23 protein-coding genes are annotated in these 22,549 nt (G+C 46.1%); 6 read left to right on the forward strand and 17 right to left on the reverse strand.

Going from position 1 to position 22,549, the window contains the following annotated elements:
- Positions 1-6: 6 nt before the first annotated feature.
- From holB to SFSGTM_RS09475, 13 genes are all read right to left on the reverse strand, one after another.
- Positions 7-1,014 (reverse strand): DNA polymerase III subunit delta', encoded by a 1,008-nt coding sequence (gene holB / locus SFSGTM_RS09420; protein WP_162084931.1) that lies wholly within the window; start codon positions 1,012-1,014, stop codon positions 7-9.
- Complete coding sequence (tmk, locus tag SFSGTM_RS09425; RefSeq protein ID WP_162084932.1) at positions 1,007-1,615, reverse strand: dTMP kinase; 609 nt, start codon at positions 1,613-1,615, stop codon at positions 1,007-1,009. The genes holB and tmk overlap by 8 nt, the downstream gene beginning before the upstream one ends.
- A gap of 43 nt (positions 1,616-1,658) precedes the next feature.
- Positions 1,659-2,639 carry an endolytic transglycosylase MltG gene (mltG, locus tag SFSGTM_RS09430; RefSeq protein WP_162084933.1) on the reverse strand — a complete coding sequence of 327 codons (981 nt, stop codon included), beginning with the start codon at positions 2,637-2,639 and terminating at the stop codon, positions 1,659-1,661.
- Positions 2,632-3,441: an aminodeoxychorismate lyase gene (pabC, locus tag SFSGTM_RS09435; protein ID WP_162084934.1), complete on the reverse strand. Its 810-nt coding sequence runs from the start codon at positions 3,439-3,441 to the stop codon at positions 2,632-2,634. The genes mltG and pabC overlap by 8 nt, the downstream gene beginning before the upstream one ends.
- Positions 3,441-4,751 carry an aminodeoxychorismate synthase component I gene (locus tag SFSGTM_RS09440; protein ID WP_198420535.1) on the reverse strand — a complete coding sequence of 437 codons (1,311 nt, stop codon included), beginning with the start codon at positions 4,749-4,751 and terminating at the stop codon, positions 3,441-3,443. Before SFSGTM_RS09440 ends, pabC begins: the two co-directional genes overlap by 1 nt.
- 76 nt (positions 4,752-4,827) lie before the next feature.
- A complete protein-coding gene (fabF, locus tag SFSGTM_RS09445; protein ID WP_162084935.1) occupies positions 4,828-6,066 on the reverse strand; it encodes a beta-ketoacyl-ACP synthase II in 1,239 nt (412 codons plus the stop codon).
- Between the two features lie 20 nt (positions 6,067-6,086).
- Entirely contained in the window at positions 6,087-6,323 is a 237-nt protein-coding gene (acpP, locus tag SFSGTM_RS09450) for an acyl carrier protein (RefSeq protein ID WP_162084936.1), read from the reverse strand.
- A gap of 67 nt (positions 6,324-6,390) precedes the next feature.
- Positions 6,391-7,131: a 3-oxoacyl-ACP reductase FabG gene (gene fabG / locus SFSGTM_RS09455; RefSeq protein WP_162084937.1), complete on the reverse strand. Its 741-nt coding sequence runs from the start codon at positions 7,129-7,131 to the stop codon at positions 6,391-6,393.
- Positions 7,132-7,141: 10 nt separating this feature from the next.
- Complete coding sequence (gene fabD / locus SFSGTM_RS09460) at positions 7,142-8,074, reverse strand: ACP S-malonyltransferase (RefSeq protein WP_198420536.1); 933 nt, start codon at positions 8,072-8,074, stop codon at positions 7,142-7,144.
- A complete protein-coding gene (locus SFSGTM_RS17020; RefSeq protein WP_179954399.1) occupies positions 8,074-9,033 on the reverse strand; it encodes a beta-ketoacyl-ACP synthase III in 960 nt (319 codons plus the stop codon). Before SFSGTM_RS17020 ends, fabD begins: the two co-directional genes overlap by 1 nt.
- Positions 9,034-10,056: a phosphate acyltransferase PlsX gene (gene plsX, locus SFSGTM_RS17025; protein WP_179954400.1), complete on the reverse strand. Its 1,023-nt coding sequence runs from the start codon at positions 10,054-10,056 to the stop codon at positions 9,034-9,036. It lies immediately after the preceding gene.
- Between the two features lie 110 nt (positions 10,057-10,166).
- Positions 10,167-10,346, reverse strand: a complete 180-nt coding sequence (gene rpmF / locus SFSGTM_RS09470; RefSeq protein WP_162084938.1) for a 50S ribosomal protein L32 — start codon at positions 10,344-10,346, stop codon at positions 10,167-10,169.
- 19 nt (positions 10,347-10,365) lie between these two features.
- On the reverse strand, positions 10,366-10,860 hold the full coding sequence (locus SFSGTM_RS09475; protein ID WP_162084939.1) for a YceD family protein: 495 nt from the start codon (positions 10,858-10,860) through the stop codon (positions 10,366-10,368).
- A gap of 54 nt (positions 10,861-10,914) precedes the next feature.
- Here SFSGTM_RS09475 and SFSGTM_RS09480 point away from each other — a divergent pair, with 54 nt between their 5' ends.
- The 3 genes from SFSGTM_RS09480 to SFSGTM_RS09490 are packed head-to-tail and all read left to right on the forward strand — an operon-like array spanning position 10,915 to position 14,813.
- On the forward strand, positions 10,915-12,333 hold the full coding sequence (locus SFSGTM_RS09480) for an acetyl-CoA carboxylase biotin carboxylase subunit (RefSeq protein ID WP_162084940.1): 1,419 nt from the start codon (positions 10,915-10,917) through the stop codon (positions 12,331-12,333).
- A gap of 30 nt (positions 12,334-12,363) precedes the next feature.
- A complete protein-coding gene (gene oadA, locus SFSGTM_RS09485) occupies positions 12,364-14,214 on the forward strand; it encodes a sodium-extruding oxaloacetate decarboxylase subunit alpha (RefSeq protein ID WP_162084941.1) in 1,851 nt (616 codons plus the stop codon).
- A gap of 5 nt (positions 14,215-14,219) precedes the next feature.
- Positions 14,220-14,813 carry a Maf family nucleotide pyrophosphatase gene (locus tag SFSGTM_RS09490; protein WP_162084942.1) on the forward strand — a complete coding sequence of 198 codons (594 nt, stop codon included), beginning with the start codon at positions 14,220-14,222 and terminating at the stop codon, positions 14,811-14,813.
- A 17-nt stretch (positions 14,814-14,830) separates the two neighbouring features.
- Here the strand turns inward: SFSGTM_RS09490 and SFSGTM_RS09495 are convergent, their stop codons facing one another.
- From SFSGTM_RS09495 to SFSGTM_RS09505, 3 genes are read right to left on the reverse strand one after another with little or no spacing between them, the layout of a single operon-like run.
- Complete coding sequence (locus tag SFSGTM_RS09495) at positions 14,831-16,732, reverse strand: ATP-binding cassette domain-containing protein (RefSeq protein ID WP_162084943.1); 1,902 nt, start codon at positions 16,730-16,732, stop codon at positions 14,831-14,833.
- A 32-nt stretch (positions 16,733-16,764) separates the two neighbouring features.
- Positions 16,765-17,214: a ribonuclease HI gene (gene rnhA, locus SFSGTM_RS09500; RefSeq protein ID WP_162084944.1), complete on the reverse strand. Its 450-nt coding sequence runs from the start codon at positions 17,212-17,214 to the stop codon at positions 16,765-16,767.
- The gene (locus tag SFSGTM_RS09505) at positions 17,207-17,923 is read right to left on the reverse strand and encodes a class I SAM-dependent methyltransferase (protein ID WP_162084945.1); all 717 of its coding nucleotides are present in this window, start codon (positions 17,921-17,923) and stop codon (positions 17,207-17,209) included. The genes rnhA and SFSGTM_RS09505 overlap by 8 nt, the downstream gene beginning before the upstream one ends.
- A 52-nt stretch (positions 17,924-17,975) precedes the next feature.
- Between SFSGTM_RS09505 and gloB the strand changes: the two genes are divergently transcribed.
- The 3 genes from gloB to SFSGTM_RS09520 are packed head-to-tail and all read left to right on the forward strand — an operon-like array spanning position 17,976 to position 20,948.
- Positions 17,976-18,743: a hydroxyacylglutathione hydrolase gene (gloB, locus tag SFSGTM_RS09510; RefSeq protein ID WP_162084946.1), complete on the forward strand. Its 768-nt coding sequence runs from the start codon at positions 17,976-17,978 to the stop codon at positions 18,741-18,743.
- A gap of 44 nt (positions 18,744-18,787) precedes the next feature.
- Positions 18,788-20,464: a transglycosylase SLT domain-containing protein gene (locus SFSGTM_RS09515; RefSeq protein WP_162084947.1), complete on the forward strand. Its 1,677-nt coding sequence runs from the start codon at positions 18,788-18,790 to the stop codon at positions 20,462-20,464.
- A 7-nt stretch (positions 20,465-20,471) separates the two neighbouring features.
- Positions 20,472-20,948 (forward strand): SRPBCC family protein, encoded by a 477-nt coding sequence (locus tag SFSGTM_RS09520; RefSeq protein ID WP_162084948.1) that lies wholly within the window; start codon positions 20,472-20,474, stop codon positions 20,946-20,948.
- Positions 20,949-20,960: 12 nt separating this feature from the next.
- Here the strand turns inward: SFSGTM_RS09520 and SFSGTM_RS09525 are convergent, their stop codons facing one another.
- Positions 20,961-22,526, reverse strand: a complete 1,566-nt coding sequence (locus tag SFSGTM_RS09525) for an endonuclease MutS2 (protein ID WP_162084949.1) — start codon at positions 22,524-22,526, stop codon at positions 20,961-20,963.
- Between the last annotated feature and the right edge of the window lie 23 nt (positions 22,527-22,549).

Below are 22,549 nucleotides of genomic sequence, written 5' to 3' on the forward strand. Positions count from 1 at the left end.
ATGTTCTCACTCAAACAAATTAACGTAATCCAGCAAAATATCTTCTAGTACCATCTGCACATTCAATGGGTGCGCTACCGCAGCACGCGCTTGCTGCAAACGCTGCTGCCAAAGCTGTAACAGGCTTAACTTAACATGCAACGCCAAGCTGTGCAATTGCTCAGTGTGGTCCAAATGATAATAAACCCGCCCTGCCAGCTTAACCGCAAGCATATCCTGAGCCCATTGCTGTAACCACAACAGCAATTGTGAGAAATCAGCGTTAACCAGCTTTGCATAACGCTCGGCTAGCAATAATGCATTAGTTTTTTTAGCTGCCAACAAATCCTGCAGCAATGTTCGGCGACGGGTTTGATAATCCGCATCTGCCAGCGTAACCGCTCGCAAGGGTGAACCCGCGGCCAAACCTAAACACAATGCAGCATTTTCAACACCTTGCTCCTGCAACCAAGCTAAGGTTGGCCCATTTTCTGGTAAATCAAATCCAACCAAATGACACCGACTTAATATCGTCGGAATAAGTTTGGACATTTGATCACTGACAAGGATTAACAAGCTATTTTCAGGCGGTTCTTCCAGCGTTTTTAATAGCGCATTCGCTGCACCCGCTTGCATAGCTTCAGCAGGGTAAATCAACACAATACGCAGACCATTTCGATGGGATGTCAGCTGAACAAAGTCTATGGCATGACGCACTTGCTCTACAGAAATCCATGCACTCCTTTTGGCATCACTATCTTCCACCTCGTCCATCGCACTGGGTTGCAAAACATGCACATCAGGATGAGCACCTTGCTCAAACCAATGACAGGCTGGACAAACACCACAAGCAGCAATCGATTTATCCGCTGACTCACACAGTAAAAATTTCGCATAAGACTGAGCCAGGGCATATTTACCCAAGCCCGCCCGTCCGTGCAATAACAAGGCATGCGGCAACTGCTTGCGCAAGTTGATTAATCGCTGTGCCGTGTCAATTTGCCATGGATAAGCATCCAGCATCGCGTTATTCACTAATCAGCACAGACAACATACGCTTTAATTCAATACGGATATCAGAAATGGACTGATCGGTACGCACAACCCGAAACCGCTCTGGATACTGAGCCGCCCGATGAAGATACATAGACCGTACTCGCTCAAAAAAACCAAGCTGCTCTTGCTCAAATCGATCCGGATCAGAATGCGTACGCACGCGCTCATGTGCAATCGCCACATCAACATCAAACAACACTGTCAAATCGGGTTGCAAACCTTGTTGTACCCATGATTCCAAAATACCCAACCTGTCCTCAGCAATACCACGTCCACCGCATTGATAAGCAAAACTCGCATCAGTAAATCGATCCGACAGTACCCATACACCTCTATCCAGAGCTGGTTGAATAACTTGCGCGATATGTTCACGTCGAGCTGCAAACATCAGCAAGGCTTCGGTATCAATATGCATAGCTTGATTCAACAACAATGCACGTAATGACTCACCCAATGGGGTTCCACCAGGCTCACGTGTTACCAATACTTCCAACCCCTGGGAACGCAAATATTCGGCAATCCACTCCAAATTAGTCGTTTTTCCAGCGCCGTCTATGCCTTCTAAAGTAATAAATGCCATCAATACACCTTGCGATTTTTAATCTATTTGAGCTACTTTTTAGCTATTTTTGATAACGTGCAACTGCACGGTTATGCTCATCTAAATTATTGGAAAAATAGTGCGAACCATCACCTTTAGCAACAAAATATAAAGCATCGCTCTTGGCAGGATGCAATGCCGCCAGTATTGATGCTAAACCCGGCATAGCGATCGGGGTAGGTGGCAAACCTGAGCGAGTATAGGTGTTATAGGGCGTATCTGCCATTAAATCACGCTTATGTATATTGCCATCATATTGAGCGCCCAATCCATAAATCACCGTTGGATCAGTTTGCAAACGCATACCCTTACGCAAACGATTAATAAACACTGCAGCAATAAGTGGGCGCTCAGCCACAGCGCCTGTTTCCTTCTCGATAATCGAAGCCATGATTAAAGCATCGGTTGGCGAAGTGTAAGGTAAACCAGCATCTCGGCTTTCCCAAGCTGTTTGTAAATGCTGCTGCATCGTATCATAAGCACGTTGCAAAATAGACACATCACTACTACCCGCATCTATGTAATATTTTGCAGGGAAAAACCAACCCTCTGCGTGTATAAGTGGAACACCCAACGTTTGTAAAATTTCTTGTTCACTCATATCTTTAGTATCATGGCGGACCAATGGATTGATATCCAAAGCATTTCGAATTTGAGCAAAAGTCCAACCTTCGATAAAAACAATTTCCCGCAAGCTCACATCACCGGCAACCAGCTTATCCAGCAACTGCATGGGGGTAACGGGTGCATCTAAAATATAATATCCTGCTTTTATCTTGTTTGCTTTACCCAGAATACGCGTAAGAATACGGAAACGCCACGCATCTGGAATCACCCCAGCCGCCTCCATTTGTCGACTCAATGCAGACAAATTACTCCCCGGCTGTAACTCAAAACCTATTGGCACCTGCCTTAAGGATACTGGTGTAGATGCATACCAGAACATATAGGCAAAGAGAGCAATTACTAAAAACGCACTCCAGTTTATTATTTTTTTAATCATTATCCATCTCCAGATACGCACGAATTAACGGCGTAAATTGTCCTGCTTCCCATCTTCTTTCAGCCAAAGATCGAATTTGCCATATACCTATCACACTATTCGTCACTATCACTTCATCAGCCGCAAGTACATCTGCCACAGACAACACCGTAATTTTAGTCATCAAGCCTATGCTTTCTGCCCCTGCCAACACTCGCGCGCGAGTCACACCAGCAATACCACAGCCGCTTAAATCCGGGGTATACAAATACCGCCCTTTAATCACAAACACATTACTCATCGTGCCGCAGATAACATTACCTGACTCATCCATCAATAAGCCTTCCAATATATCTGCGTCCTGCCATTCAGATCGTGCCAGCACATTCTCTAAACGATTAAGATGTTTTACACCAGCTAGCACAGGCTGACGACTCAACCTTAGCTGACACCAACGTGCACGAATACCTTCATGAAGTATCTTATCTTCAAACTGTGGCATTGCTGACCACATACTGATACGCGTTACTGGCATCCCAGATTGTACTGCATAGCCACGCATTCCAATTCCACGCGTCACCATGAGTTTAATTACCCCATTTTCATTTGAAGACAGATTAGAAATATCTTTTTTAAACAGATCATTATCAGGACATGTTAAAGCCAACTTAGAACAATCATCAACAAGCTTTGCGTAGTGTAGCGACCAGTTTTTAACCTTACCTGCCTGCATCAACATAGTGCGAAACACGCCATCGCCGTAACTTAAGCCTCTATCATTCGCCGCCACCTGCGTGCAGACATCTCCATTAACCAATATCATCACATCAACCCAAAAGCACGTAACAAACCTTTAGCCTTAGCACGTGTTTCAGCCAATTCACGTAACGGGTCGGAATCTACCACGATTCCCGCCCCAGCCGAAAAAGTTAATTGCTGTGCCGACAGGCTTAAAGTTCGTATAAGTATGTTCAAATCCAAATCACCATCCAGATTAATATACCCCATGCTTCCCGTATACGCACCACGAGGCGTATGTTCTAACTCACGGATAATTTGCATAGTACGCACTTTGGGACAACCCGTAATCGTACCACCTGGGAACAATGCTCTAATCAATTCTACTGGCGTAATACCTTCTCGTAACTGCCCAGTTACTGTCGATTCTATGTGATGCACATGCTGGTAAGTAGCAACTTCCATTAGCTCATCGACAATGACTGTACCAGGAACACATATGCGGCCCAAATCATTACGCTCCAAATCGACAAGCATAACGTGTTCAGCTCGCTCCTTAGGATGCGCGATCAAATTCGCCTTTAATTTTGCATCTTCTTCACCATCTGCATGTCTAGGATGCGTACCAGCAATAGGTCTGGTTAATACACGCCCATCGTGAACTTGCACTAAGCGCTCAGGTGACGAGCTGATAATATACTGATCCTCTCGCAAGCGTACGCTACCCGAAAAAGGTGCGGGATTTTTTTTACGCAATGATTGGTATATCGCAGGCGCAGCATTTGGTTGACGTACTCGACCACGCCAACGTCTTGATAAATTGACTTGAAACACGTCACCAGCAGCGATATATCGCTGTATCCGCTCAACACCATCAAGAAAAGTTACATCCTTTTCTTCAACCAACTCATCCAAAATGGGATCATCAAAATCAGCCACTGGAACATCAGCCAGATCAGCCATTAATGCGGACAGTAACACATCATCCTCAGCAAACGCCCAAGCTTGCTGCTGCGTCCTATCCACCATAATCGCTGCGGGTATCCGCATAAGCGCAGCCATAGGCAATTGATTCACATCTAGTTCACGCGAAACTACAGTTGATTCGATTTCATGCAACAACTCATAACCCATATACACAAACCAGCCGCCACGGAAAGGCAGATGCGCGTGTTCATGCATTTTTTGTATAGCTTGAGATGTATATTTTTGAGTAAGACACTTTAAAAAGTCGGCACCCTGCGACATATCATAACAATATGTCTCACTTGGATAGGCCATGAGTATGTCCCAACCCAAGCCGACAGTTGTTTCTAACAATACAGGAAAGTTAGCTGGATATTGTGCGTGTAATGCGAATAAATCAGGTATCGCTGATAAGCAAATAGCAGGCACGAGATAGTTTAGATGCAAAAATAGCGATAACTCATGCCGTAAACACGGAAGAAATTATCGCCATCATGAGACACAATTAGACTTTACGAAATACCAACGTGCCATTTGTCCCACCAAAACCAAAGGAATTGGACAATGCCACATCAATCTTCATATTACGCGCTGTGTTCGGAACATAATCCAAATCACAGCTCGCATCTTGGTTGATCAAATTGATCGTAGGTGGTGCTACTTGATGATAAACACTCAAGGCAGAATACACGGCCTCTACACCACCAGCTGCACCTAATAAATGACCTACCATAGACTTGGTTGAGCTAACCGCTGCCTTATACGCCGCATCACCTAATGCAAGCTTCATAGCCGCGGTTTCTGCAGCGTCACCTAAAGGCGTAGATGTACCATGCGCATTGATGTAGTCAACCTGATCTGGATTAACACCCGCGTTACGCATTGCATTAACCATACAACGTGCAGCACCTTCACCAGACTCAACAGGTGCTGTCATGTGATAGGCATCACCACTCATGCCAAAACCCGCTAACTCAGCATAGATTTTGGCACCACGCGCCTTAGCATGTTCATATTCTTCCAACACGACCACACCGGCGCCTTCACCCATGATAAAACCATCACGATCCTGATCCCAAGGGCGACATGCAGTAGCAGGATCGTCATTGCGGGTAGACAAAGCACGTGCTGCGGAAAACCCACCTATACCCAGTGGGCTTAATGCCGATTCTGCACCACCGGCTATCATCACATCAGCATCACCATACTCTATCATACGAGCAGAATCACCAATTGCATGCGTTGCCGTTGCACAGGCAGTTACCATCGCAAGATTAGGGCCTTTAAGTCCATATAAAATGGATAAATTACCCGAAATCATATTGATGATCGATGCTGGAATAAAGAATGGCGAGATTTTGCGTGCACCACCAGTATTGTAAATGGTATGCGTTTCTTCTATCAATGGTAAACCACCGATACCTGAACCGATATTCACCCCAATATTTACCGCATTTTCTTCAGTCACCACTAAACCCGAGTCTTTAAAAGCCTCTATACCTGCAGCCATACCGAACTGTATAAATAAGTCCATACGACGTGCATCTTTAGGATTCAGAAACTGGCTGACGTCAAAATCTTTTACCTCACCTGCGATTTGTGACGCAAATGGGCTAGGATCAAAACGGGTAATACGCGTAATGCAAGATTTACCTGCGGTAATATTTGTCCAGTTTTCTTGAACGCCTACACCTGCTGGGGAAACTATCCCCAGACCTGTAATAACAACTCTACGTTTGGACAAGACAGCTCCGTTAAAAATAATTAAGCTTGATGGCCAGTGACGTAGTCAATAGCGGCTTGTACAGTAGTGATTTTTTCTGCTTCTTCATCAGGAATTTCGCATTCGAACTCTTCTTCTAAAGCCATTACCAATTCTACGGCGTCTAACGAATCCGCGCCCAAATCGCCAGAGAAAGAAGACTCTGTTTTAACTTCAGCTTCATTCACGCCCAATTGCTCAGCGACGACTTTTTTAACGCGTTGTTCGATATTATCCATCTGTGTAACTCCCAAAAATTAAAAAAAAGCCCAACTATTCTAACAAACTTCCAAAAATAACCCAAGGTTATTCCATGTACATACCACCATTGACGTGCAAAGTTGCACCTGTTACATAACCAGCCTGCGTAGAAGCCAAGAAACTCACGGCATGCGCAATATCATCAACCTGACCTAAGCGCCCCAAAGGAATATGTTCAAGCAACGCATTACGCTGCGGTTCAGGTAACGCACGCGTCATATCAGTATCAATAAATCCAGGTGCGACGCAATTAACCGTAATATTACGACTGCCCACTTCGCGCGCTAATGACTTAGAAAAACCGACCATTCCAGCCTTAGCAGCAGCATAATTGGTTTGTCCCGCATTACCCATAGCGCCGACTACAGAAGCGATGTTTATTATACGACCATATCGTGCCTTCATCATCGCACGCAACACAGCGCGTGACAAACGGAAAACAGAAGTTAAGTTGGTGGCGATAATATCATCCCACTCATCGTCTTTCATACGCATCAATAAATTATCACGAGTAATACCCGCATTATTAACGAGGATAGCGATCTCACCATATTCAGCCTGTATTGCTGATATTACAGCTTCTACACTGGCTGCATCAGTTACATTCAGTGCCATGCCGCGACCAACTGCACCTGCTTGTTGCAAATAATCTGTAATCGCAGCAGCGCCTGATTCGCTGGTTGCAGTGCCAACGACAATTGCGCCCTGACGTGCCAATTCCAATGCTATTGCCTGCCCTATCCCGCGGCTGGCGCCTGTCACCAAAGCTACTTTTTGCTGTGGCATACCACTCTCCCTAAGCAATTAAATTTTTAAATTCTTCGCACGCAGCGACACTGATTAATGCTGTTGCGGTAACCCTGTCATCTATACGCTTGGTCAACCCTGCCAATACTTTGCCGGGCCCACATTCAGCAGCCAGGGTAACGCCCTCATCAGCCATCGCTCGGACAGTTTCTACCCAACGAACTGGGCTATACAATTGCCGCGCCAATGCATCACAAATCTGGTTGCTTTGTTGATAACTAGCCACATCAGCATTATGCAACACCGGCACTTGCGGTGCTGTAATTGTTATATTCGCCAATGCCACACTTAATTTTTCAGCCGCTGGTCGCATTAATGCACAATGCGATGGCACAGAAACAGGCAATGGGAGTGCACGTTTAGCACCTTTTTCCTTGGCCAACGCCATACCACGCTCAACCGCTGCCTTATGCCCAGCAATGACTACCTGCCCAGGCGAATTAAAATTAACCGCCTCCAACACTTCACCTTGCGCCGCATCAGCACACACGGCACGCACGGTATCGTCATCCAACCCTAAAATTGCAGCCATCGCACCCACACCTTCAGCAACAGCATCCTGCATTGCCAATGCACGCAGACGCACCAACGGCAATGCATCAGCAAAACTTAACGCGCCAGCAGCGACTAATGCGGTATATTCCCCTAAACTATGCCCAGCCATCAAATCGGGCACGCGCCCACCTAACGCCAGCCAAGCCCGGTAAGTTGCCACACCTGCAGCCAACATCACTGGCTGCGTGTTTACGGTCGCGTTCAATAGTTCTACTGGGCCATCACCAACCATCGCCCACAGGTCTTGCCCCAAAATATCTGACGCTTCAACAAACGTATCATGCACTACGGACAAGTCAGCAAAACCCTGCATCATAGCGATGGATTGCGAACCTTGACCTGGAAAAAGAAAAGCAAATTTCATCATTAAGCCCATTTCATCAAAACTGAACCCCAAGTGAAGCCACCACCAAAGGCCTCCATGAGCACGACATCACCGGTCTTAATACGACCATCTCTCACAGCGGTATCCAAAGCCAAAGGAACTGAGGCTGCAGAAGTATTAGCATGCTTATCAACGGTCACTACAACATTATCCATACTCATACCGAGTTTCTTTGCAGTTGCCTGAATGATACGAATATTCGCCTGATGTGGCACCAACCAGTCCACATCAGATTTTTGCATGCCATTGGCTGCCAGCGTTTCATCAACAATGGCATCCAGCGTTTTGACAGCAACACGGAATACCGCATTGCCTTCCATTTTCATAACGTGCGCACCCTCACCACCTGCCGACACACCGCCACTGACATGCAGCAAGTCTTTATGTCGACCATCAGCGTGCAAATGTGTAGCAATAATGCCAGGCGTTTCTGTCGCGGTTAATATCACAGCCCCAGCGCCGTCCCCCCATAGAATACAGTTACTTCTATCGGTCCAATCGGTAATGCGTGATAAGGTTTCGGCACCGATAACCAGTGCACAACGTGCTTGCCCAGCACGAATAAAATTGTTTGCAATCGACAATGCATAAACGAAACCACTACAAACCGCCTGCACATCAAATGCAGGGCAGCCATTAGTAATCTCCAGTTTAGCCTGCACCAAACAGGCTGTGCTTGGAAACACCAGATCAGGAGTCGTTGTGGCAATAATAATCAAATCAATATCATTAGCTGACACACCCGCCGCTTCGATCGCCTGACGCGCAGCCATTGTTGCCAAATCGCTGGTAGTTTGATTTTCAGCAGCCAAATGACGTTGTCTAATGCCAGTTCGTTCAGTTATCCACTCATCACTCGTATCAACAGTGGCTGCCAACTCTTGATTGGACATAATGCGTTCTGGCAAATAACCACCAGTTCCTGATATTTTTGCGTACATCTATGCGACTTCCTTTTGCAATACTGCCATTTTTTCAGTAATTCTTTGTTGTACATGATTACGCACTTCACGCGCAGCCTGCTCTATTGCATGCTCAAACGCATAACGATCAGCACCACCATGACTTTTAACCACAACACCGCGCAACCCCAATAAAGTCGCACCGTTATAACGACGTGGATCAACGCGCTTTTTAAATGCACGTAACACAGGCAATGCAATCAACCCTGCAATACGCGTAAACACATTGCGCTTAAATTCTTCACGCAACATGGTAGAAATCATCTTTGCCAAACCTTCAGACGTCTTTAGTGCGACGTTACCCACAAAGCCATCACACACAACCACATCTGTCGTGCCTTTATAGATGTCATCACCTTCAACGTTACCGTAAAAATTCAAACCACTATGGCGTAACAACTCAGCGGCCTGTTTTACTATCTCATTCCCCTTGATCTCTTCTTCACCTATATTGAGTAAACCCACGCTAGGCGCATCGCGTTGATCAAGAGCCGAAACCAGCATCGCGCCCATAATACCGAATTGCAGCAAATGCTCGGCTGTACAATCCACATTTGCACCCAAATCAAGCACAAAGGTACGTCCTTTAATCGTCGGCAACTCACTAGCAATGGCTGGACGTTCAATACCGGGCAGCATTTTTAACACAAAACGCGCCGTTGCCATCAGCGCGCCGGTATTACCAGCGGAAACACACGCACCAGCCTCACCAGATTTCACCAAATTAATCGCAACACGCATCGATGAGTCTTTTTTATTTCGCATCGCCAATGCTGGCGATTCATCCATATCCACCACTTCACTCGCATGATGAACACGTAAACGCGCATCAGTACTGGATTTTAATGTGCGTAACTGCGCGTTAAGCGCATCTGCAACACCCACCAGAACAATATTAAGCGCAGGGTCACGCGCTAAACACCGCAACGCTGCGGCAACCGTCACTGACGGCCCATGATCCCCACCCATTGCATCGATTGCGACAGTGACATCTTTAGTCATTTTTTTCCCAAATCACAAACGTCAAGACGTAAAAATCCGCGCCCAATAAAACAAAAACGCCGCAAGAAATTAATCTTGCGGCCTATTTGTTTATACAACATCAGTTTAGCTTAATCGCCCTTGGTTGCAACAACCTTACGACCACGATAAAAGCCATTAGGGCTGATATGGTGACGCAAATGAACTTCACCAGTAGTTGGCTCAACAGCCAACGGTGGGTTAGTTAAGAAATCGTGAGCGCGATGCATACCACGTTTAGAAGGTGATTTTTTGTTCTGTTGAACAGCCATGTTAGTACTCCAATAAAAATTAATGTTGCCGTTTCAATGCCGCCAATGCCGCAAATGGGTTTGGTCGCTCATTATTCCCTTGTTCAGCTATAGCTGAACATCCATCGTCTGGGTGAACTGGCGATACTGGCAAAGCCAACAACACCTCTTCCTCCAACCAAGCTTGCCAATCAAACTTCACCTCTGCCAACATCGCATCGGCTAATCCGTCCGCTTCTCTATCCCACGCAGCTAATTCATCCACATTCTGCGCCAGCCAAACCTGACATTCTGTATCCAGATGCCAGCTAAAAACTTGCGCACAACGATGACACAACAAAGGCAAATCGCCACTCAATTTGAGTCGCAAATAAGGGCGAACAGCTACGCCACCCTCAATTACATAACTCACATTTGCAGCGCGCGCCATCAATGCTTCCCTCAGACGAGGAAGTTTTTCCACGCTGATATTGCCTGATGAAACGCTGTTGCCCTGCGCGAAAGCAAGACTATCTATGACTACCTGTTCCGACATAAGCCGCTCATGATATAATTTTCCCATCGTATTGTCAAAAGAAGGCTAGTGAACGTGATAAAGAAGATACTTATAGCCAACCGAGGCGAAATTGCAGTGCGGATTGTACGCGCATGTTCCGAACTCGGCATTACCTCCGTAGCGATTTATTCTGACGCAGATCGTCATGCGCTACACGTTAAAAAAGCAGACGAGTCTTATAATATAGGTTCAGATCCCGTTCAAGGCTATTTAAATGCCCACAACATCGTCAACCTGGCAGTTGCCAGTGGTTGTGATGCACTTCATCCTGGTTATGGCTTTTTATCTGAAAATCCTATCCTTGCCGAAATCTGTGCACGTCGTGGCATACGTTTTATTGGTCCGAACGCCGATGTTATCACCATGATGGGAGATAAAATCCAGGCTCGCAAGGCTATGATCAAGGCAGGCATCCCTGTCATCCCGGGTAGTGATCACAATCTTGCCAACGTCGAAGAAGCACGCGTGCTTGGCAACAGCATTGGTTACCCAGTCATGCTCAAGGCGACCAACGGTGGTGGAGGTCGTGGTATACGCCGCTGCGACTCTGAAGCTGAACTCCTGAAAAATTATGATCGAGTTGTATCTGAAGCCAGCAAGGCATTTGGAAAACCCGAGGTATTCCTGGAAAAATGCGTAGTTAACCCTAAGCATATAGAAGTGCAAGTCATTGCCGATGGCTTTGGTGATGCCATCCATCTATTTGAACGGGATTGCTCCATCCAACGACGCAACCAAAAATTAATAGAAATTGCGCCATCCCCACAACTCACCGAAGCTCAACGACAATATATAGGCAAACTCGCTGTTAAAGCTGCCAAAGCTGTAGGTTATGAAAATGCCGGCACGGTCGAATTTTTATTGAATGAAGACAATCAGTTCTACTTCATGGAAATGAACACACGCCTGCAAGTTGAACATACCATCACAGAAACCATCACTGGCGTTGATATTGTGCAAGAGCAGATCCGTGTTGCTAGTGGCTTGCCATTGCAATACAAACAAGAAGAAATACAACATCGTGGCTACGCAATTGAATTCCGCATCAATGCAGAAGACCCAAAGAACAGCTTTTTACCAAGTTTTGGACGTATCACCCGCTACTATGCACCAGGTGGTCCTGGCGTACGTACCGATGCCGCAATATATAGTGGCTACGTCATCCCACCTTATTACGATTCCATGTGCGCCAAATTAACGGTATGGAATCTGACATGGGAAAGCGCAATTGCTCGTGGTCGGCGCGCTTTGAATGATATGGTTGTATTCGGTGTTAAAACTACCATACCTTACTATCTTTCCATCTTGGGTAATGAAGAGTTTCGAAGTGGCGAATTTAACACTTCATTCGTTGATATGCACCCAGAGCTTATCAACTATGATGCCGGGCACCCACCAGAAATGTTAGCGGCTGCAATTGCTGCTGCGATTGCAGCCCATAATGGTTTATAATTCGCTTATATTCTAAAGAATGCATACATCATGACTAATAAAGTATTTATCACCGATCTTGTCCTACGCGACGGACACCAATCTTTAATAGCGACACGCATGCGTACCGAACACATGCTGCCGATCTGCGCCAAACTCGATAACATTGGCTTTTGGTCACTAGAGGCATGGGGTGGCGCAACTTTTGATGCCTGTGTCCGCTTCCTTAAGGAAGACCCATGGGAACGGTTGGCAAAGTTACGCAAAGCGCTACCTAATACACCGATACAGATGTTGTTACGTGGGCAAAACCTGCTTGGCTATCGCCACTACGCTGATGACGTAGTAAGAGCATTCGTACAAAAATCCGCAGATAACGGCGTAGATGTCTTCCGTATATTCGATGCCATGAACGATTTACGTAACATGCAAGTTTCCATAGATGCTGTTAAAAAATCTGGAAAAATGGCAGAGGGTGCCATTTCATACACAACCAGTCCTGTACACGATATTCCGCACTTCGTTGAGCTTGCCAAAGGCTTGGCAAACTTTGGTTGCGACACCATTGCTATCAAAGACATGGCCGGTTTGTTAACGCCATCGGCTGCGTTTGAGCTAGTCACTGCAATACGCGCAGCAACCGGTTTACCTGTTCATACTCATAGCCATGCGACCTCAGGTTTAGCCAGCATGACTCAGCTCAAGGCTATCGAAGCAGGCTCTACCATTATTGATACCTGCATTTCCGCCTTCGCAGAGGGTGCCAGTCACCCAACGACCGAAAGCATGGTCGCAGCATTGGCTGGCACACAATATGACACTGGGATCAAACTAGATGATCTGGAAGAAATCGCTGCTTATTTCCGCGAAATCCGTAAAATTTACTGGCAGTATGAAAGCAAGTTTACTGGAGTTGATCCACGCGTACTCATCAGTCAAGTTCCTGGTGGCATGATTTCCAATCTGTCCAATCAACTCAAGGAACAAGGTGCGTTAGATCGTATGGATGAAGTACTCGCTGAAATACCGCGTGTACGTGAGGATTTAGGTTACCCACCCTTAGTCACACCAACGTCACAAATCGTTGGCAGCCAAGCTGTCATTAACGTACTCACGGGTGGCCGCTACAAAACCATCACCAACGAAGTTAAGTTATACATGCAAGGGCGCTATGGTAAAGCGCCTGGTAAAATTAATGAAGCTGTACGTGACATGGCGATTTCAGATCAGGAAGTGATCACATGCCGTCCAGCGGACTTGATTACTGACGAAATGGACAAGTTACGTAGTGAAATCGAAGACGTAGCCAAATCTGAAGAAGATATACTCACCTACGCCATGTTCCCAGATTTGGGTCGCACTTTCTTACAAGAACGTAACGCACATACACTGACGCCAGAAACGCTATTACCAATAGAAGCCAAATCTTCAGGTGATTGCACTCGCTTTGCTGCTGATGAGTTCCGCGTGACACTGCACGGTGAAACTTACCACATTCGCCTGACTGGCACAGGACACGGCTCACAAACTGAACGTCCTTATTACGTATCAGTCGACGGCATCACTGAAGAAGTGTTCGTTGAAGCACTTAACGAAGTTGAAATCAGTGCAAATGGCAGCTCAACTGGCAAGGCTAAATCCACTCAAAAAGCCAGCAGCACTGGTCGTCCACGCCCAACACACGCAGGACACGTCACCACTGCAATGCCTGGCAATATTGTTGACGTGCTTGTCGTCACAGGGCAAAAAGTTGCGGCGGGTCAAGCTGTACTCGTTATTGAAGCAATGAAAATGGAAAATGAAATTCAGGCATCCATTTCAGGAACGGTAATCAACCTGTTTGTAATTAAAGGCGATGCAGTTACTCCAGACCAAGTGTTGCTAGAAATTCAACCTGAGTAATCTGCTTGACCACAACAACACCGCAACTTGTACTTGCATCAACCTCGCCTTATCGACGAGAGTTACTGGCAAAACTACAAGTTGCGTTTGTTGTTGCCAATCCTAATGTAGATGAAACGCCTCTAGCTAACGAAACACCTGAAAACACTTCGCTCCGCTTGGCAGAACTTAAAGCCAAGGCTGTTGCAGCTGACTTCCCCAATGCACTGATCATAGGCTCGGACCAAGTTGCCACCTTAAATGGTAACCATATAGGCAAACCGGGTAATCACGAAAACGCAGTTAAACAGCTACAAATGATGCGTGGCAACTCCATCATTTTTCATACAGCGTTAAGTCTTTATAACAGCGAAACAGGCAATCTCCAATCACGCATCGTTCCCACTACAGTCACAATACGCAATCTCAGTGATGCCCAGATAGAAAGCTACCTGATCAAGGAGCAGCCATATCAGTGTGCAGGCAGCGCAAAATCAGAAGCCATGGGAATAGCCATCATGGAAAAGATGGAAGGCACAGACCCTAATGCGCTTATTGGCTTGCCGTTAATTGCATTAACTCAAATGCTGATGAATGAAGGCTGGGATGTGCTGCTCTAACACTATCCCAAACGCTCTTAAATCCTAGCTTCTAACGCTTCCCAACGCACCAACATTTCTTCCAGTTGAATATTCAATGCCGCTAGCTGAGCTTGCAATGCTGACGCCTCTGATTTCTGGTTTGCATACAGGTTAGGATCTGCAAGGCAGGCGGTAATACGCTCTTGCTCAATTTCCAGCATTTCAATCTGCATAGGCAACGCTGCCAGATCCTGCTGTTCTTTCCAACTTAATTTGGATTTAACTGGCGCAACCTTAACAGTTTTTTCAGTTGTTGCTGCCAACTTGGGTGCGGATTGATTAGCTACGGCGACAGGCTTGGAACGTTGCATCACCCAGTCTTCATAGCCACCTGCATATTCACGCAATACGCCATTGCCTTCGAAAGCAATAACCTGAGTCACCACATTATCGAGGAAAGTACGATCATGTGAGACCAGCAATACCGTACCGGGATAATCCTGTAACAACGACTCTAACAATTCCAGCGTGTCGATATCCAGATCATTCGTCGGCTCATCCAGTACCAGAATATTTGCAGGCCGAGTAAACAACCGTGCCAGCAACAAACGGTTACGCTCACCACCTGATAACGATTTAACAGGAGAACGGGCACGCTCAGGTGCAAACAGGAAGTCTTCTAAATAGCTGATTACGTGTTTGCGCTCACCGCCGATTTCGACGTAATCACCACCTTGACTGATAGTGTAAGCTACGGTGGCTTCATCATCTAGCTGCGCACGGAACTGATCGAAATAGGCCACTGAAAGCTTGGTTCCTAATTTCACCTCGCCACTATCTGGCTCAATCTCTCCAAGTATCAATTTTATCAGCGTTGTTTTACCGATCCCGTTTGCGCCGACCAGGCCGACTTTATCACCACGCTGTATCACCCCAGAGAAATTATCAATCAGCAAACGTCCACCATAAGATTTGCTGACATTTTCCAACTCGGCAACGCGTTTACCTGATTTCTCACCGCTGTCCACATTGAGACTCACTTGTCCTAGGTGATTGCGACGCTCACTACGCGTCACCCGCAACTGTTCCAAACGGCGAACACGGCCTTCATTACGCGTACGTCGCGCTTGTATGCCTTTACGTATCCACACCTCTTCTTGCGCAAGAAACTTGTCAAACTTCGCCTGCTCTACCGCTTCTATGGCCAGCTGATCTGCTTTTAAACGCTGATAATCAGAGAAATTACCCTCAAACGTACGCAACTTGCCGCGATCTAATTCCACAATTTGCTGTGAAACATTATCCAGAAAGCGCCTATCGTGGGTAATAACCACAACGCTGCCTGTAAACGTGCGTATCAGATCTTCCAGCCACTCTATCGAGCTTAAATCCAAATGGTTAGTTGGCTCATCCAGCAAGAGCAAATCAGGCTCGGCCACCAATGCTCGCGCCAATGCAACTCGTTTTTTCAGTCCACCTGATAGTGTCCCTACCAACGTATCTTCTGGCAAATTAAGTTTGGTCAGCGCAGTTTCTACACGCGCCTGCAGACTCCAGCCATCCCTCGCTTCCAATGCTGTCTGCAAGCTTTGCATTTGCGCCATCAGCGCATCAAAATCAGCATCGACCTCACCCATTTTATGGGTGACGGTATGGTAATCCAGCAATAACTGACTTACATCTCCCAAGCCTTGCGCCACCGCTTCATAAACAGTATGTTCGGGATCCAGCACAGGCTCCTGAGGAACATAACCCAGCTTCATACCAGGTTGCCGCCACACCACACCATCGTCAGGTGGCGTATCACCTACTAACACTTTTAATAAACTGGACTTACCCGCGCCATTACGACCGATTAATCCTATGCGCACGCCAGGCTCTATCACCCAACTTGCGCGATCCAACAATGCAAAATGTCCAAACGCCAACGAAGCGTTATCAATAGTTAATAATGGCATAGCTCTCTTTTACCTTAAAATCACTGGGTCTATTATTGAGTCAACAGTTGCTCAACACCCTTATTTGCCAACTCATCAGCACGCTCATTACCAGCATGCCCTGCGTGACCTTTAACCCAAATCCATTGCACCTCATGCTGACTGGCTAATGCATCCAGACGTTGCCATAAATCTACATTTTTAACTGGCTTATTATCACTAGTCCGCCAATTACGCTTCTTCCAATTTGCCAGCCATTCATTTATGCCTTTAAGTACATACTGCGAATCCGCATAGACCAATACCCGACTGGCCTGTTTCAAAGTCTGCAATGCCTCAATAACTGCCATCAATTCCATGCGATTATTCGTCGTCAACACTTCACCACCAAAGATTTCCTTGGTGTAATTACCACTTACCAACAGCGCGCCCCAACCGCCTACACCGGGATTACCCTTACATGCCCCATCGGTATAAATTATTATTTCTTTTAACTCACTCATCACAACTTTCACTTTGCATACTTCGATTTGCCGGGCGCAATGCACCTGCTACTTGGGCAGAATTCTTCCAGCGAGGCATAATTAACCGCATACTATGCACACGTTTTACCGCATGAATAAAATACACACCCCCACCCTTTGCCCACCACCTGTCACCCGCCAACTCCATGAAATCAAAACGTTGCATCAAACTGGCATTGTGCAAAGGTGGCGCATAACAGCACATACGCCCTGTCACCACATCACAATTCAGCAGTGCCAACCAATCTTTCAAACGAGTCAGATTTATAAAATCACCAGTCCACGGATAAGTATGCGCATTACGCAGCATCCAACGATACATTCCCCACAAACTTCTGGGATTAAAACCGCTAATCAACAAATTCCCTTCGGGAATAAGCACCCGCTCCGCTTCACGCAAAATTTGATGGGGATAATCAGAAAATTCCAATACGTGGGGCAAAACAAGTAAATCGATAGATTGTGTTGCAAATGGCAGATGCATGGGATCAACCAACACATGCGCATGTTCAGAATAAGCCTGAAAACGATGTGCAATGCGACTATTCCGCAATAAATCCCATTGTGGGTTACCCACTTGCACTGCGTTGAAACCAAATAAATCAGCGACAGCGTCATCAAAATACGCTAATTCACGTTGATAAAGATATTGCCCTAACGGGGTTTGCGTCCACTCAGCAAAAGTCATATCAGCACTGTCTAACCCTAAACACGCAAGCCGCTATGTTATCATAATCATCATGGATACCCATTTACATATACATCCCATTCCCGCATTTAAGGATAACTATATTTGGATTATCCATAACAACCAGCATGCCATCGTTGTTGACCCCGGCGATGCTGCTGTTGTGCTGGCATACTTAATCAAGCATCAGCTCAATTTAACAGCCATACTCATCACCCATCATCATCATGACCACATCGGTGGTATCGCCAAGCTTGTAGATACGTATGCAGTTCCAGTGTACGGACCTGCTCTGGAAAATATTCCTCACCGCACACATGCGCTACGAGAAGGTGACATAGTTCATATTGCATCTTTAAATTTAAATTTAAAAACATTAGATATCCCGGGGCACACTGCTGGGCACATTGCCTACTATGGTGCGAACAGTGTTTTTTGTGGTGACACATTATTCGGCTGTGGTTGTGGTCGATTATTCGAAGGCACACCCGCTCAAATGCTCGCGTCACTAAGCAAGCTCGCCCAACTTCCAGCAGACACTGCTGTCTATTGCGCCCATGAATATACACTGAGCGGCATAAATTTTGCGCTTACACTAGAATCCGAAAATGTAGCATTACAGCAACGTTTACAGCACGACCAGGCCTTACGCGATCAAGACTTACCTACACTACCCTCTACGCTGGCTATAGAAAAAGCCACAAACCCATTTTTACGCTGCCACTTGCCCAGCATTCAAATCAGGATGGGGTTTGCCATAAACGCTGATAATACCTTGGCAACATTCACAGCTGTAAGAACCCTTAAAGACAATTCCTGACCACTTACCTTGCCCGTCACCCACAATTCCAGTATCATCCACTGATGATTAAATCGCGAGACTTAACGCTAATCACTCAACTTCTGCTGTTACTGTATTTGAGCTTTCCAAGCATCAGCCTTGCCGACACCCCAGTTGTAAAATTAGCAGACAAAACCACTTACATTAGCAACGCTCCTGACACTGGCATCAGTGCGCCACAAGAAAACACTGCGGACTTATGGGATAGAATACGCTCAGGCTTTGGCATGGATACTATGGACAGCCCACTGGTCCAAGCCCACATTAACTGGTATGCACAACGCCCAGACTATGTCCGCAGAACCGTGGAACGTAGTCGCCGCTACCTCTACCATATACTCGGTGAAGTTGAAAAACGCGGCATGCCTACCGAAATAGCGCTGCTACCCATGGTAGAAAGCGCATTTAACCCCATGGCCTATTCACCTAGCCACGCCTCTGGCATCTGGCAATTTATTCCCTCTACCGGCAAAGACTTTGGCCTAAAACAAAACGGCTGGTACGATGGTAGACGTGACATTATTGCTGCTACTGATGCCGCTCTCGACTACTTAAGTAAACTTCACGACGAATTTGGCACGTGGGAACTCGCCCTCGCCGCCTATAATTGTGGCGAAGGATGCGTAACCAGAGCAATAGCCAAAAATCAGGCGCAAGGCTTACCAACTGATTACCTTAGCTTAAATTTACCGATGGAAACAAGGCACTATGTGCCAAAATTACTTGCGGTTAAACAAATCATCGCAGACCCAGCAAGTGTAGGTATCAACCTCGACAGCATTCCTGATCAGGCATACTTCACCACGGTAATGCTCAACAAATCAATTGATGTCAGTCTGGCTGCCAAGCTTGCCAACATGCCTGTAAACGAGTTCATATCATTGAACCCTGCATTCAACAAACCCGTTGTACGTTCAGATACGCCAACTCAGTTACTGCTGCCCGTTGATAAAGCCGATACATTTTCCAATAATTTACAAAACTATGACAAGCCATTGGTTAGCTGGCAAGCCTACTCAGCCAAAATCGGTGAACGCATAGGCACTATCGCGAAAAAATTCAATGTCAGCGTAGCCTGGCTTAAAGAACACAATCCAATTCAGCTTAGTAAAAAAGGCAAACTAACCAGCGAGCACATGCTTATCGTGCCACTCGCCAGCACAGGCACGACAGACAAATCACTTGCCACCATGCCTATAGAAAAAATGGCTATTGCAGACACGACATCAACCAAAACCAGCATCAAAGATACACCTGCAATTGATACTCGTAGCAAATCAACAGAAAAGTCCACACCCCAAACTATCAAAGTGCAAAAGGGTGACACCTTATACAATCTGGCAACACGCTATCACGTTAGCACTCAAGATTTAGAACAATGGAATAATATTAAACATCACCAGTTAAAAATTGGCCAGGAACTAACTATCAGCGAAGCTAAACTACCACTTGCTGCAAATGATAAAAAAGTCAGTAAAGATGAAAAGGTGGCTGAGACCACTCGTCACAAACATGGCGACAAAACAACCAAAGAAACCAAGACAGAAAGCAGCAAAAAGAAGGTAAATAACAAGAAAGACACAGCGGCTAAAATTAAACACAACTCAAAAACGAGTGTCACAAAAAAAGTAACCGTTGAGAAATCAACTAAAATACCGGCCGAAAAGCCCAAGAGAAAATCCAAACACGAAGCAAAATAAGGTCGATATGCTATTTGAACACATCGTCGAGATTAATCACCCAAACATACCCAGCAATCAGTGGTTGACACTAGATCAGCTTTGGCAGGGTCTAGTGCTTCGTGCAACCCATCCAAAATTATTTGTTCCACATCTAGACGAATGCCATGTCGGTGAAATAGACGATTACATCATCAGTCGTGAATTGCATTATGGCAAACTGATAATTCATGATCAGGTTACATTCACACCGCATCAGCACGTCCATTATGCGGTGCCTGCTCAAGGCGAAATTCCGGCCTCTCATTTACATATGCACATCGAGACACCGCAGGAAAACGTAATGATTGTTCGCTTTGTATATAACGACCATCAACCAGAACCGGACAATCCAAGTGATGCCATGGTTAATGATTTTCGTCGTTCAGCTTATTTAGAATCGGATTTGGACATTATTCGCATCATCCGTGAGCGTGCCCTGACAGGCCAACTCACGGTACATTAAACCTGACGAGTATCAGACCTTATCACGCTGTATTGAAGTTAAATACTCCCGCGCTTTCCCAATCAGACTACCTGGCAAGCCACTCTTTTCGGCTATTATCAAACCTAATGATGCGCCTGACTGCCCAAACACGAGTTGATAGGTTGGTGACAAGGTTGCGTAATCAAAACGCATAGACGCATTGCTCAGGTATTCATGCTGATCTGCGAAGGCCTTGAGTGGCGTCAAATGTGTAGTCACCACACCATGCACTTTACGAGTGGCTAACTCATCCAGCACTGCCATCGCTAAAGATGCACCCTCTTCCGGATCGGTACCCGTACCTAGCTCATCCATTAATACCAGTGTCTTAGCATCTGCCTCGTTCAACAAACGCTTAAGCACTTCGACATGTCCGGCAAAAGTCGATAAATGATTATGGAGACTTTGTTTATCGCCCACATCAACAATTACCCTACTAAAATTACCAATCACGCACTCACCTTCCGCAGGCAAATGCAAACCACAATGCGCCATGGTGACCAACAACCCGACCGTTTTCAACACAACGGTTTTACCACCAGTGTTAGGTCCGGTAATTACCATCATGGAATGGTTACCACCTAAATCGATATCTAAAGGTACGATACGAGATATGTTCTTTTCTTGAAACTGCATCATCAATTGCGGATGGTAAGCCTGTTCCAATCGTACTCTTGGCTCATCAATCAATTTAGGTGGTGTAGCATTAAGCGCAGCAGAAAATTGACCTGCGGCCAACGCCAGATCTATCCACGTAATACCATCGACCAAGTGGTGTAAATCTTCTAAATGTACGCGTACCACATCGGTAGTCGCACGCAACACAATCTGATTTTGCCCCTCTATCTGTCCATTCAGGGTCTCCAGACGGTTATTGTGGGCAACCACCTCAATCGGCTCTATCAACACATCCCGCCCACCACCGCTTGAACCACGGCGCACACCTTTAACTTTATCTGCATTGACGGCTCGCACTGTCAACACTGCCCGCATGCCATGCCATTGCACACGGCTATTTTCATCGAAGTAGCTTGCATACTCTGACGAGCGCATTAAAGATTTTAGTTGTGTTTCTATATTGTGCTGCACCTCGTGGTACTGCTGGTGCATCGCTGTCAACTCAGGCGTCGCATCTTCACGTAATCTTCCAGCTGCATTGACAGTTTTATCCAATACTGCCATCAAATCCGCAGGCGCTTTAAGATGATGAATTTGCCCATACAACTCCGCATAATTGGCTACTAGCGCTCGTAAGGTCAAGCCTAATTGCATGATAATGCGCAAATTATGTAAAGCACTTGCTGGTAGCGCAGCACCTGCTTGGTTAGCCTGGCGTAAAGCTGCGCGTATGTCAGGTGTATTTTGTATTTTAGGTACTAAATATGCATCCACCACTTGCCGTGCGGCAGTAACAGAAGCTTGCATCTGACGTGCTATTGATAAATCGGGGGCTGGTTCGAGATTACGTGCCGCATCTGCACCATAAGGGGTAAACGTTAATCGTTCGATGATGCGTCGTATTCCATCAAATTCGAGCGCTTTAAGATCGCTTTGCATAAACGCTATCCAAATTACCAAAT

The organism is Sulfuriferula nivalis (assembly GCF_009937995.1).
GTDB lineage: Bacteria > Pseudomonadota > Gammaproteobacteria > Burkholderiales > Sulfuriferulaceae > Sulfuriferula > Sulfuriferula nivalis.